This window comes from Pontibacterium granulatum, assembly GCF_029961155.1.
Classification (GTDB): Bacteria; Pseudomonadota; Gammaproteobacteria; order Pseudomonadales; family Balneatricaceae; genus Pontibacterium; species Pontibacterium granulatum.
Genome location: NZ_JASBRH010000028.1, coordinates 1 through 12,830, shown reverse-complemented (window position 1 = coordinate 12,830; position 12,830 = coordinate 1). Strand labels below are relative to the sequence as shown.

The window sequence follows — 12,830 nt, the reverse complement described above, 5'->3', positions numbered from 1 at the left end:
GGGAAGTTAACGTTTCGGGCCTATCATCTGCATTAAGGCACTAAGTTTGTCTATTAAGGTCTTTATACTTAACCTAAGCAGTTGAAAGTCTTGAAGTATGGATGGGGAAATGGAGCAGGCATTACCGGAACTGATTGCTGGGCCTATCGTACGACGCTTGATGCCGGAGCAGATGGTGATCTGGTTTGTAACAAGCCGTACGCTGGATGGATCTGTGCAGCTAACGTTGCCGAATGGATCCACGCGGCTGTATCCACTGGTGGCGCCTCATTGTGAGTGCTTGCGAATAGGAGAGCGGGCCTGGGTCTACTTGGTCGATCTCCACTTGGAGCAGCCGCTGCCAACCAACCAGCGTTTCGGTTACGACCTTGTTATCAACAGTGAAGCGGGTGAGAAGCGACTTGCTGAATTGCAGCCGGGCCTCCTTTATGACGGGGAGACTGAGCCAACGCTGGTACTTAAAACTCATCTCGACAGAATTCTGCACGGTTCCTGCCGTAAACCCCATTATGCCAGCGGTGATGGACTGCTACAGGCAGACCAGCTCATCGCGGAATCGTTGCAGGATGACAGCAAGCGGCCATCATTGCTGCTAATGAGCGGTGACCAGATCTACGCCGACGATGTGGCCGGCCCGATGTTGACCGCAATTCATCAAGTGATTCGACTGCTGGGACTTCATGGAGAAGAGATCCAAGGCGCGACGATTACCGACAGCGACGATCTTTACACCAACACCTGCTGTTACTACCAGCGCGAGCAGCTGCTGCCGCACAACAAGGCCAACGAGACCCTGCGTGATAAATTCTTTGGAGGTGCGCGCAAACCGATCTTTACGGCCGACGGTGCGCACAACCACCTGATCACCTTCGGCGAGGTGATTGCCATGTACCTGCTGGTGTGGTCACCGGTGTTATGGAAATACGTCCGCATCAGTGTGAAGGATGTATCTGAGCCTCATCGTGATAAATACCTGGAAGAACAGAAGCAGCTGGCTCATTTTGTTGATGGGCTGGGGGGCGTGCAGCGTGCCATGGCACATATGCCGGTGTATATGATCTTTGACGATCACGATGTGACCGATGACTGGAACTTGACCCGGGGATGGGAGGAGGCGGCGTATGGCAATCCGTTTTCGCGCCGTATTATCGGGAATGCCCTGATCGGGTACTGGCTATGCCAGGGGTGGGGCAACGCACCGCAGCACTTCCCGGTAGAGTTTATGCAGCAGATTCAGGACTACTTTGGGGACCCTACTAGTGACAATCAGGACGCATTGATCGATACCCTGTTGCACTTTGAACATTGGCACTACAGTCTCGCAACAGCTCCGAAGCTGGTGGTGCTGGATACGCGTACCCGACGCTGGCGCTCGGAAAGCAGGCTTGCCAAGCCATCTGGTCTGATGGATTGGGAAGCGCTGTCAGATATGCAGCAGGAGTTGATTGGTGAACCTGCGGTGGTGATGGTTTCACCTGCGCCGATCTTTGGCGTGAAACTAATTGAGACGATACAGCGTGTCTTTACCTATTTTGGTCATGCTCTGATGGTGGATGCGGAAAACTGGATGGCGCACCCGGGATCTGCCAATACCTTGCTGAATATCTTTCGTCATCCGAAAACACCTCAGAACTTCGTGATCTTGTCCGGTGATGTGCATTACTCCTTTGTGTATGACGTGCTGATCCGTTTCCGTAAGAACAGTCCGAATATCTGGCAGATTACCTGCAGTGGTATGAAAAACGAGTTTCCAACGTCGCTTTTACCAAAGCTGGATCTGCTGAACCGGGTTATGTACGGCAGCCGCTCGCCGCTTAACTGGTTTACCAAGCGCCGGCGGATGAGGATTAAGGCGCGACGGCCAACCACCGATGATCATCACCTGCATAACGGAAGTGGGCTGGGGTTGGTGAGACTGAATGAGGAGGGAGTTCCGGTGCGCATCCAAGTGCTGGGAGCGGATGGCTCCCGGACCGATTTCCCCGATCCAAAAGCCGAACAGCCGCTGGTGAGTGACTGATGTCAGGGCTTGATAACAAGCCCTAGTCAGAAAATACGACGCAACGATTTCCGCTCTGGAATACCCGTCGCTCAATGTGGTACTGAACCGCACGGGCGAGGGTGACACATTCGATATCACGACCTTTCGCGGTCAGGTCTTCCGGATAGTAACTGTGATCCACGGGTTCAATATCCTGCGTGATAATCGGACCTTCATCCAGGTCGGTATTCACGTAATGTGCGGTGGCGCCGACCAGCTTGACCCCTTTCTCGTATGCCTGGTGGTACGGGCGTGCGCCTTTGAAGCCGGGCAATAATGAGTGGTGGATATTGATCGCTTTACCGGAAAGCTTCTCGCACATATCTCCCGACAGCACTTGCATGTAACGGGCGAGCACCACCAGATCCGCATCGCTATCGCAGACAATCTTCCAGACATCCGCTTCCTGTTCCGACTTGGTTTCCGCAGTGATCGGTAGGTGGTAATAGGGAATCTTGTGCCAATCGGCCAGTGGTTTCAGATCCGGGTGGTTGGAGATGATCGCCGGTATCTCGATTGGCAACTGACCGATACGGTAACGGTAGAGCAGGTCGTTCAGGCAGTGATCAAACTTGGAGACCATAATCACTACCTTGTACTTTAGGTTGGAGGGTGTGAGGTTCCACTCCATACCAAACTTTGCCGCACGTGGCGCGAACGCTACCCGAAAGGCATCTTCATCGAACTGCTTTTCGGGACGGAATTGCGCGCGGATAAAGAAGTGCTGATGCAGTCTGTCGTCAAACGACTTCAGGTCATCGATATATTGTCCCTGCTGATAAAGCAGGCCAGTAACGGCATCGACAGTGCCCAGGCGGCTTGGGCAATGGGCGGTTAGAATCCAGTGTTGTTCAGACATCGTCAGCACTCCTTATGATCGTCGCATATGGTTCTGGAACGGTCATTTAAGTGTAGGTGCTAAACACTGGATTGAGGGCCTGGGAGCCTGTCGGACTTAACGCTAACCTACGACGTCTAGATAGCGGGCACGGAATTTGGCGCCACGGGCTTCGGTGAGCGCTGCACACTGCACAACATCAACCCCTTCAAGACCATCAATTGCAGTGGCGGATACGTCTGGGATTACTTTGGCTGCAGCTTCGATGAATTTCAGAACCTCTGCGTGAGATCCTTTCAGGCTGGGCTCGCAGTGCTTGTTGTAGGTAACCTCATCCTGGGCGTTGAGTGAGATCGACAGAGCATCGATGCATTCGGCCATCTCGCCGGTGACGTCACGCTTGTGAACACGATTGGCCAAGCCATCGGTATTGATGCGGGTTTTGCCACCCCGGGCTTTGACCGCTTTGGCCACTTTAAGAAGATCTTTCAGACGCAGGGTGGGTTCGCCGAAACCGCAGAACACGATTTCGGTGTAGCGAGTCGGATCACCAATCAGTTCGATGATCTTGTCCGCTGCAGGTCGTTCCGACAGATACAGTTCGTGCCCCTTCACCTCCGTACAGCCGTTGTGTTTCGGGCAGAAGGTGCAGGCCAGGGTGCAGCGGTCGGTCAGGTTTACGTACAGACGGTCATCGATCTGATACACCAGCGTATCCGGCTCTTCGTGGGTAAAACGTTTACTGGGGTTTGGGCGTTTACTGCTCATCGGTATTGCTTACATCTCTATGTGGCCGGGCATGCGGCCAGCCGGTGATAAATTGCGTTCAGTACAGACCACTTACGTTGGCACCATTGGGGCGCGAGCAGCAGTTGCTCATTAGCTGTCCCGGTCAGGCGGTGGAACGTTTGCTCGTCAGGTGCTTGCCGGATAATCCGGGTGACTACATCCACATATTGCTCCTGGCTCAGTGACGGGATCCCGCCTTGCTTTAACTGGCGGGCCATCTGGGTGCCTTTCACCACATGCAGTGGGTGGATTTTCAAACCATCACTGTTGTGGTCGGTGGTCATTGCAGCTGCATCGACGCTGGCTTCGGGTGTTTCTCCGGGGAGGCCCACAATCAGATGGGTGCATACCTGCAATCCGAATGACTTTGCGCGTTTAATGGCGTCTTTATAGCAGGCAACGTCATGGCCGCGATTGACCTGCCTCAGTACTTCGTCATTTGCTGACTGCAACCCCAATTCCAGCCACACTTCATGACCCTGTTCCTGATAGCGGGCCAGCAGCCGTAGCACCTCATCCGGTACGCAGTCCGGGCGGGTCCCAATCGAGAGACCAACCACATCGGGTGTACGGAGCGCCTGTTCATACCGCTGTTCAAGCAGCGCAACGTCGCCGTACGTGCTGGTATAGGCCTGGAAGTAGGCGATGAATTTACTGGCGTTCTTTTTGCGGCCGACCACCGCTTTACCCTCACACAACTGTTGATCAATGGTTGGCGCGTTTTGCGCGTTGACGTTAAACGAGGCGTTGTTGCAGAAGGTGCATCCGCCTATCCCTTTGGTGGCGTCACGGTTAGGGCAGGTGAATGCGGCGTTGATCGACACCTTATGGACTTTGCAGCCATGTTTGCGGCGCATGGCCTTACCAAAGGTATTCACATATCGGGTCAGATCCATCGCGGCGCCTCATTCTTATTGTTAGAAGGGAAGGCAGGGTAGCCTCGAAGGCCCGTAGCGGCGTTGATGGTTATCAAGTGCATAACGCTGAAGGAGGCTTGGTCCTATCGCCTCTGTCACAGTGGTCTAATCCGAGACGGACTTGAGCAGTCCAAATCGAGTGAATTTATGTCGTTGAGATATGCGCCGCGTGCATATCATCTATCTGTGTCGTTTTGTTTTTGTTCCATACTTAACTCTGTATGTTGTGTAAATATTTTTCCACCGAATTAACGAGGTCGAATCCGTGCTTTGGCGAAAACTGATGCTGGTTGTGTCCGGCATTCTATTCCTTGGAACTGCGCAGGCGCAGGAGACCGGTTCCAGGCAGGAGATCGTGCGTCCTGCCAAATTGCTGACGATTGAAAATCCCCTCGATCAACAGATCCGGACTTTTCCCGCAGAGGTTAAAGCCACGTCGCGAACGGAACTCGCTTTTCGAATTCCAGGTGAGTTGAACGATCTGGTGATTCAGGAGGGGCAGCCGGTAACGAAAGGCCAGCTTTTGGCCCGTCTGGATCCGGCCGATTACCAAGTCGTGCTTGACCAGAGGCGTGCTCAGTATCGTCTTGCGAAGGCCCAGTACGACCGCTTTGATAAGATGCTGAAGCGCAAGCTGGTATCGGCTGCCCAGTACGATGAAAAGCGTGCCGAGCTGGACGTTGCGCGTGCGGCATTGCGGCGTGCAGAGCTGGACATGAAATATACCGAACTGCGCGCTCCCTACGATGGCACCATTTCTCAGCGCATGGTCGACAACTATCAGAATGTGCAAGCCAAGGAACCGGTTATCGTGATTCAGTCGGGTGACCAGATTGATATCGAATTCCAGGTGCCTGAATGGATCGCTGCATTGCCGACCAAGCCGGATGCGCGTGAGCAAAGGGCGGATATCTTCTTTGATGCACTGCCGGACCAGAGCTTTAAAGCCGAGTATCGCGAGCGGACGGCAGAGGCCGATCCTAAGACCGGTTCCTATTCCGTGACGCTGAGCATGCTACGCCCCGGATCACTGGAGGTATTTCCCGGTATGACTGCGTCGGTGCGGTTTGACCTAAATCGCGTCTTTGAGTTGGACACCTTGCGCTTCGTACTGCCGGTGGAAGCGGTATTTGCGGCTGAGGATACGCCCCTGAACAGCAACCTTCGTCAGATCTGGAAGGTATCACCGGAGACGATGAAGGTGAGCCGGTTTGATGTGGAGATAGGTGAAATTACCTCCAACGGCATTGAGATTCTGTCTGGTTTGAGTGCCGGTGACATTGTGGTAACTGCAGGGGTTCACCACCTGCGCGAAGGGATGAAGGTTCGTCAGTGGAAGCGGGAGCGTGGTATCTGATGAACAGCGCTGAATACTTTATCCGTCATAAGGTCACCAGTTGGATGGTGGCCTTGCTGCTGTTGGTGGGCGGCAGCGTGTCTTTTTTGGGATTAGGGCAGCTGGAAGACCCGGAGTTCACCATCAAGGAGGCGATGATCATTACCGGCTATCCAGGCGCTTCCGCCATGCAGGTGGAAGAGGAAGTCACCTTTCCGTTGGAGAACGTTGTACAGCAGTTGGCCTATGTGGATAGCGTTCGCTCCATCAGTTCGCCAGGGATGTCGCAGATTACGGTAGAGATGAAGAGCATTTATGCCGGTGAAGAGCTGCGCCAGATCTGGGATGAGTTGCGACGTAAGGTAAACGATTACCAACCTAACCTGCCACCAGGTGTCGGCACCCCGCTGATCAATGATGATTTTGGGGATGTGTACGGCGTTCTTCTGGCGGTTACGGGGGATGGCTATCAATACGAAGAGCTCGCCGACTACGCAGACTTCTTGCGTCGAGAACTGGTGCTGGTGCCGGGTGTGGGCAAAGTTGAGCAGGCGGGTCGCCAGCGCGAAGAGGTGCAGCTCGAAATCTCCCGTATCAAGCTGAACAACCTGGGGATTAACCTGAATACCATCTACAACCTGTTGGCAACACAGAATGTCGTCTCCAACGCGGGTTACGTTCGTGTGGGCAGCGAGTATATCCGTATCTCGCCAACCGGTGAGTTTACCGATATTGGCGAGCTGGAAGAGCTGATTCTCAGCGAGCCCGGCCAGAGCGAGCTGATCCGCTTGGGGGATGTGGCAGACATCAAGCGTGGTTACGCGGAAGTACCCAGTAATCTGGTCAGCTTCAATAACCAGCCATCACTGCATCTGGGTATCTCCTTTGCGTCCGGCGTGAATGTGGTGGACGTTGGTGCTGCGATCGATGAACGTCTTACCGAGCTGGAGTATGCCCGGCCTATTGGGATGGAAGTCTCCCAGCTCTACAACCAGCCCCAGGAAGTTGAAAAGTCGGTCAACAGCTTCCTCTATAACCTGGCCGCGGCTGTCGGCATCGTCATCCTGGTGTTGCTGGTATTTATGGGCGTGCGCAGCGGTGTATTGATCGGCCTGATCCTGCTGCTGACCATCCTTGGCACCTTTATCTTTATGAAGGTTTTTGCCATCGATCTGCAGCGTATCTCGCTGGGGGCGCTGATTATCGCGCTGGGGATGCTGGTGGATAACGCCATCGTGGTGACGGAGGGTGTTCTGATCAACATGAAGCGTGGCCTGGATCGGGTGGAAGCGGCGAGTCTTATTGTGCGTCACACCCAGTGGCCACTGCTGGGGGCAACCGTAATTGCTGTAATTGCGTTTGCGCCGATTGGTCTGTCGCCGGACGCCACCGGTGAATTTGCAGGCTCGCTGTTCTACGTATTGTTGATCTCGTTGATGCTCTCCTGGGTAACGGCCATTACCCTGACGCCTTTCTTCTGCAGTCTCTTTTTTGGAGAAGCAGTGGTCGATGAAGCGGAGGAGGGCATGGATGATCCCTACCAGGGATTGTTCTTTACTGCCTATCGCTGGCTGCTGGATCTCTGTATGCGCTTCCGCTGGGGAACCGTAGCGGTTGTGCTGGCTGCGACCGTGGTCGCGGTGGTGGGCTTTGGTTCGGTAAAACAGGTTTTCTTCCCGGCATCGACCACGCCGATGTTTCTGGTGGACTACTGGCGTGTGCAGGGTTCTGATATCCGTGATACCGCCGCAGAAACAGCGGAGATCGAGGCCTGGTTGATGGAAGACGCGCGTGTGGAGTATGTGGCGACAACCACCGGTAAAGGAGCCCTGCGTTTCATGCTGACTTATGGGCCGGAGAAGAGTTACGCCGCCTATAGTCAGCTGTTGATCCGCACCCACGATACCGAAGGGATTGGCAGTCTGATGCAGGACCTCAACACACATCTGGCAGACGAATACAGCCATGCCCAGTTCAAACTGAAGCGTCTTGAAATCGGTCCGTCCACCAATGCCAAAATCGAGGTGCGGATCAGTGGGCCGGAACCCGATCAACTCCGTGTTTTGGCAACTGAAGTGCAGTCGGTGCTTCAGGCAGATCCAATGGCCGCTAATATTCGCCATGACTGGCGCGAACGTAGCAAGGTCATTCGACCACAGTTCCAAGAAGCTCAGGCGCGCAGGGTCGGTGTGAGTAAACAGGATCTGGACTCGATGCTGCAGATGAATTTCAGTGGCAAGACGATTGGCCTGTATCGTGACGGCGCAACCCTGATGCCAATTGTCGCCCGCACGCCAGATGAGGAACGCCTGAATATCGATAACCTGCCAGATCTGAAAGTCTGGAGTCCGGTATACCAGTCGTACATTCCGGTAGAGCAGATCGTGGGTGGTTTTGATGTGGAGTGGGAAGACTCACTGATCATGCGTCGTGATCGTAAGCGAACCATCACCGTGCTGGCAGATCCCGATCCGTTAAGCGAAGAGCCTGCCAGTGCACTGCTGAGCCGCGTGCAACCACAGATCGAGGCGATCGAGTTGCCAGCCGGATATAGCCTGGAATGGGGCGGTGAATACGAGAGCTCACGAGATGCACAGGCGCCGCTGTTGGAAGCGATGCCGATCGGTTTCCTGAGTATGTTTGTGATTACGGTCTTGCTGTTTAATGCATTACGCAAGGCGTTGGTGATCTGGGCGACGGTACCGCTGGCAATCACCGGTGTGACGCTCGGGTTGCTGGTGCTGGATCTGCCGTTTGGCTTTATGGCGCTGCTTGGGTTCCTCAGTCTGTCGGGCATGTTGCTGAAGAACGGTATTGTCTTGTTGGATCAGATTAACCTGGCGTTGGACTCCGGGCAGGAACCGTATCAGGCGGTTTTCGAGTCTGCAGTCAGTCGTGTACGACCGGTATGTATGGCGGCTATAACAACCATCCTGGGGATGATACCGCTGCTGTTTGACGACTTCTTCGCCAGCATGGCGGTGGTGATCACCTTTGGTCTGGGTATCGCCACGGTACTGACCCTGATCGTGGTACCGGTGCTGTACGCGATGGTGTACGGTATTCGTTATCGAAACCTGATGGAAAAATAATCGGAATGAATCTGGATGATCTGGGACGGATTGATCTGCGCTTGCTGGTGGCGTTTAACGCGTTGATGGAGGAACGCAGCGTATCACGTGCGGCGGAACGGCTGGATCTGTCACAACCGGCTATGAGCCGCAACCTGCAGCGCTTGCGTCAGCTGTTTGGTGATGAGCTATTCATTCGTCAGTCCCATGGTCTGGCTCCGTCGCCAAGAGCAGAACAGTTGCATCAGATGTTGCGTCCGTTGCTGGATGATATGTTGCGGTTGGTGGCGCCGGTGAAGGTCGACCCCTCTCAGCTAAGAAGAACGTTCCGTATCGGCATGCTGGATCTGTTCTCGCAGGTTGTTGTGGCGCCGCTTTTAGACGCGCTCAAAGAAACGGCACCCCATGTCCGCTTGAAGATCGTCAATCTGGAAACCTACAGTATGGAGTCACTGGCATCCGGGCAACTGGACTTCATTCTGAATCTGGGGGATGAGGCACCTGCCAATATCCATTCCAAGGTGATCTGTTACGAAGAGCCGGTGTGTTTGTTGCGCCGGAATCATCCGTTGGCCCGTGCGCCGATGAGTTTAGAGCAGTTTGCGGGGCTGCCGTTTATCCATTTCTGGATTCCTGGATTTAACGAGCATCGCCAGCTGGACCAGTTGCTCTTTGGCAAGGAACTGAGTCGCGATGTGATGCTGGAGACTAACAACCTGATGACAGCGATGAACGCCTTATGTGATTCCAACCTGGCCATGATTGCAGGTAAACGCGTGTTCCCGGTGTTGCCGAGATCGCAGGAGATTACTGCGCTGTCGTTGCCGTTCAGTGAGCTGGAGCCGGTGGCGATCAGGCTGTTATGGCACCGGCGCTATCACGCCGATGTGGAACACCAGTGGATGCGGGAGCAGATTGCAGGGTTGTTCCATACGCTGACGGACTAGACCCGAATCCAATGCCTTACACAAACAAAAACGGCGGGTAAATTACCCGCCGTTTTTTATCTCACGTACTGAGATTACATATTCGGATAGTTAGGGCCGCCCATGCCTTCAGGGGTTACCCAGGTAATGTTCTGGGCTGGGTCCTTGATGTCGCAGGTTTTACAGTGCAGGCAGTTCTGCGCGTTGATCTGGAAGCGCGGGCCGCCTTCATCTTCCACCACTTCATACACGCCGGCAGGGCAGTAGCGCTGTGCCGGTTCCGCATAGGTAGGCAGGTTCTGTTTCAGCGGAATGTCCGCATCCTTCAGCGTCAGGTGACAAGGCTGGTCTTCTTCGTGGTTGGTGTTTGACAGGAACACGGAAGACAGCTTGTCGAAGCTCAGTTTGCCATCCGGTTTAGGGTACTCGATCGGCTGGAAGTTGCTGGCAGGCTGCATCTGTGCGTAGTCTTCATGGTTATCATGCAGGGTCACAGGCAGTTTGCCGCCAAAGATATTCTGGTCGATGTAATTGAATGCACCACCCAGGATCGCGCCAAACTTGTGCATCGCCGGGCCGAAGTTACGGGAGCGGAACAGTTCGTCGTACAGCCATGAATCTTTGAACAGCTCTTCGTAGCGGGTCAGTTCCTTGCCGCCTTCGCAACCGGCACTCAGCGCTTCGAACATCGCTTCTGCGGCCAGCATGCCGGATTTCATCGCGGTGTGGGTGCCCTTGATCTTGCTGAAGTTCAGGGTGCCTGCATTACAGCCTACAACCAGGCCGCCCGGGAAGGTCATCTTCGGTAGAGAGTTGAAACCACCTTTGGTGATCGCACGTGCACCGTAAGACACGCGGGTGCCGCCTTCCAGGTGACGTTTCAGCACCGGATGGTGCTTCAGGCGCTGGAACTCATCAAACGGGCTGATGTACGGGTTGGAATAATTCAGGTCAACGATCAGACCGACTACCACCTGGCAGTCATCGGTGTGGTACAGGAAGAAACCGCCGCTGGTGTTTTTGTCCAGTGGCCAGCCGGAACCGTGCACGACCAGGCCTGGCTTGTGCTGCTCGGCGGGGATATCCCAAAGCTCTTTAACGCCGATACCGTAGTGCTGGGCGTCTGCGTCAGAATCCAGGTTGAATTTGTTGATCAGCTGCTTGCCCAGGTGGCCACGGCAACCTTCAGAGAAGATAGTGTATTTGGCGTGCAGCTCCATGCCTGGCATGTAGCTGTCTTTCTGTTCGCCATCCATGCCGATACCCATGTCACCGGTGGCGATACCTTTTACGCTGCCATCTTCATTGTAAAGTACTTCGGAGGCTGCGAAGCCAGGGAAAATCTCTACGCCCAGTTCTTCTGCGCGTTCTGCTAGCCAGCGGGCTACGTTGCCCAGACTTACGATGTAGTTACCATCGTTGTGCATGGTCTTTGGCACAAACGCGTTAGGGATCTTGGTGCCGTTTTCTGCGTCTTTCAGCAGGTAAACTTCATCTTCTGTTACCGCCGTGTTCAGCGGGGCACCCTGTTCTTTCCAGTCAGGGAACAGTTCGTCCAGCGCACGGGATTCAATTACCGCACCGGACAGGATGTGCGCACCTACTTCAGAGCCTTTTTCTACGACGCAGACCGTCAGTTCCTGCTCCTTCTCCTGCGCCAGTTGCATCAGGCGGCACGCAGTAGACAGACCTGCAGGGCCTGCACCTACGATTACAACATCAAACTCCATCGACTCACGGGTCATCGGTAGATCTCCCCAAACTCAGTTTCTTTGTTGTTATTTTGGAACCCAGACTATCTCATAGTGAAAGCCGTTGCTCACGTCCTCTTTGGCTGCGACTGCAGGGCCAGGAAAGTGGATATGGATTCCATAGAGGCCTGTCTTTGTTAGCAAACCGGCGCTCTGTTATATCAGGTTAACTTAATTATAAGTGTTTTCCCTAATATTGGAACCGTTTTGTTATTAGCCCAAGGGGGTATAAATTTGTTTGTAAGGGTTATTGCTTATTTGCAAGGGTTGGGTATGATTAGGGAAACCACTTAGAAAAAGAGCTGGTTCCTAGTGTATAGCTACTGAACAAGGCGTTATCTAACCCAACAGTAAAAGCATACAAAGAAGAACGACAGATAAAAGGTCTTTGCTGATGAAGGTGCTTGTAACAGTTAAGCGAGTGATCGACTACAACGTCAAAGTACGTGTGAAGTCTGATAACAGTGATGTGGATCTGGCCAACGTAAAAATGGCCCTGAACCCGTTTTGTGAAATCGCCGTGGAAGAAGCGGTGCGTCTGAGAGAAGCCGGTACGGCTTCCGAGGTCGTGGTTGTGTCCATCGGCCCGAAAGCGTGCCAGGAACAGATCCGTACTGCACTGGCACTGGGTGCCGACCGTGGTATTCAGATCGAAACCGAAGATTCCCCAGAGTCTCTGAACGTGGCCAAGCTGTTGGCGAAAGTGATCGACGAAGAGAAGCCTGAGCTGGTGATCATGGGTAAGCAGGCGATCGACTCCGACAACAACCAGACCGGTCAGATGCTGGGTGCACTGTTGGATATGCCACAAGGTACGTTCGCGTCTGAAGTGAAAATCGAGGGTGACAAAGTCAACGTGACCCGCGAAGTGGATGGCGGTCTGCAGACGGTTGCCCTGAACCTGCCAGCAATCGTGACCACTGACCTGCGTCTGAACGAGCCACGCTACGCGTCTTTGCCAAACATCATGAAAGCGAAGCGTAAGCCGCTGGACGTGAAAACCCCTGCAGACCTGGGTGTTGAGCTGAAAGAGCACACCAAACTGCTGAAAGTCACTCCACCGGCTGAGCGTCAGGCGGGTATTAAAGTCGGCAGCGTGGATGAGCTGGTCGAAAAACTGAAAAACGAAGCCAAAGTAATTTAAGGGGTGATCTAATGGCT

General features: G+C 54.0%; 9 protein-coding genes. 5 read left to right on the top strand and 4 right to left on the bottom strand.

Annotation, left to right across the window (positions count from 1 at the left end; genetic code table 11):
- Nucleotides 1–109 precede the first annotated feature (109 nt).
- Nucleotides 110–2,020 carry an alkaline phosphatase D family protein gene (locus QKW35_RS18460; RefSeq protein ID WP_282355513.1) on the top strand — a complete coding sequence of 637 codons (1,911 nt, stop codon included), beginning with the start codon at nt 110–112 and terminating at the stop codon, nt 2,018–2,020.
- A gap of 22 nt (nt 2,021–2,042) precedes the next feature.
- On the opposite strand, the gene purU is transcribed toward QKW35_RS18460, so the two are convergent.
- The 3 genes from purU to mnmL all read right to left on the bottom strand — a co-directional run bounded on the left by purU (nt 2,043) and on the right by mnmL (nt 4,564).
- On the bottom strand, nt 2,043–2,900 hold the full coding sequence (gene purU, locus QKW35_RS18455; protein WP_282355512.1) for a formyltetrahydrofolate deformylase: 858 nt from the start codon (nt 2,898–2,900) through the stop codon (nt 2,043–2,045).
- A gap of 102 nt (nt 2,901–3,002) precedes the next feature.
- On the bottom strand, nt 3,003–3,647 hold the full coding sequence (locus QKW35_RS18450) for a TatD family nuclease-associated radical SAM protein (RefSeq protein WP_282355511.1): 645 nt from the start codon (nt 3,645–3,647) through the stop codon (nt 3,003–3,005).
- Nucleotides 3,648–3,664: 17 nt separating this feature from the next.
- The gene (mnmL, locus tag QKW35_RS18445) at nt 3,665–4,564 is read right to left on the bottom strand and encodes a tRNA modification radical SAM protein MnmL/YtqA (protein WP_282355509.1); all 900 of its coding nucleotides are present in this window, start codon (nt 4,562–4,564) and stop codon (nt 3,665–3,667) included.
- Between the two features lie 286 nt (nt 4,565–4,850).
- On the opposite strand from mnmL, the gene QKW35_RS18440 reads away from it, so the two are divergent.
- Genes QKW35_RS18440 through QKW35_RS18430 form a run of 3 tightly spaced genes read left to right on the top strand, consistent with a single transcriptional unit; the run spans nt 4,851 to nt 9,939 of the window.
- On the top strand, nt 4,851–5,942 hold the full coding sequence (locus QKW35_RS18440; RefSeq protein ID WP_282355507.1) for an efflux RND transporter periplasmic adaptor subunit: 1,092 nt from the start codon (nt 4,851–4,853) through the stop codon (nt 5,940–5,942).
- A complete protein-coding gene (locus tag QKW35_RS18435) occupies nt 5,942–9,013 on the top strand; it encodes an efflux RND transporter permease subunit (RefSeq protein WP_282355506.1) in 3,072 nt (1,023 codons plus the stop codon). Before QKW35_RS18440 ends, QKW35_RS18435 begins: the two co-directional genes overlap by 1 nt.
- Nucleotides 9,014–9,018: 5 nt before the next feature.
- On the top strand, nt 9,019–9,939 hold the full coding sequence (locus QKW35_RS18430) for a LysR family transcriptional regulator (RefSeq protein WP_282355505.1): 921 nt from the start codon (nt 9,019–9,021) through the stop codon (nt 9,937–9,939).
- 74 nt (nt 9,940–10,013) lie between these two features.
- Here the strand turns inward: QKW35_RS18430 and QKW35_RS18425 are convergent, their stop codons facing one another.
- Nucleotides 10,014–11,663, bottom strand: a complete 1,650-nt coding sequence (locus QKW35_RS18425) for an electron transfer flavoprotein-ubiquinone oxidoreductase (RefSeq protein WP_282355504.1) — start codon at nt 11,661–11,663, stop codon at nt 10,014–10,016.
- Between the two features lie 400 nt (nt 11,664–12,063).
- Here QKW35_RS18425 and QKW35_RS18420 point away from each other — a divergent pair, with 400 nt between their 5' ends.
- The gene (locus QKW35_RS18420) at nt 12,064–12,813 is read left to right on the top strand and encodes an electron transfer flavoprotein subunit beta/FixA family protein (RefSeq protein WP_282355503.1); all 750 of its coding nucleotides are present in this window, start codon (nt 12,064–12,066) and stop codon (nt 12,811–12,813) included.
- Nucleotides 12,814–12,830: the final 17 nt, after the last annotated feature.

Coding starts and splice junctions, on each gene's coding strand:
- QKW35_RS18460 (WP_282355513.1), top strand. CDS start 110: ATGGAGCAGGCATTACCGGAACTGATTGCTGGGCCTATCGTACGACGC.
- purU (WP_282355512.1), bottom strand. CDS start 2,900: ATGTCTGAACAACACTGGATTCTAACCGCCCATTGCCCAAGCCGCCTG.
- QKW35_RS18450 (WP_282355511.1), bottom strand. CDS start 3,647: ATGAGCAGTAAACGCCCAAACCCCAGTAAACGTTTTACCCACGAAGAG.
- mnmL (WP_282355509.1), bottom strand. CDS start 4,564: ATGGATCTGACCCGATATGTGAATACCTTTGGTAAGGCCATGCGCCGC.
- QKW35_RS18435 (WP_282355506.1), top strand. CDS start 5,942: ATGAACAGCGCTGAATACTTTATCCGTCATAAGGTCACCAGTTGGATG.
- QKW35_RS18430 (WP_282355505.1), top strand. CDS start 9,019: ATGAATCTGGATGATCTGGGACGGATTGATCTGCGCTTGCTGGTGGCG.
- QKW35_RS18425 (WP_282355504.1), bottom strand. CDS start 11,663: ATGACCCGTGAGTCGATGGAGTTTGATGTTGTAATCGTAGGTGCAGGC.
- QKW35_RS18420 (WP_282355503.1), top strand. CDS start 12,064: ATGAAGGTGCTTGTAACAGTTAAGCGAGTGATCGACTACAACGTCAAA.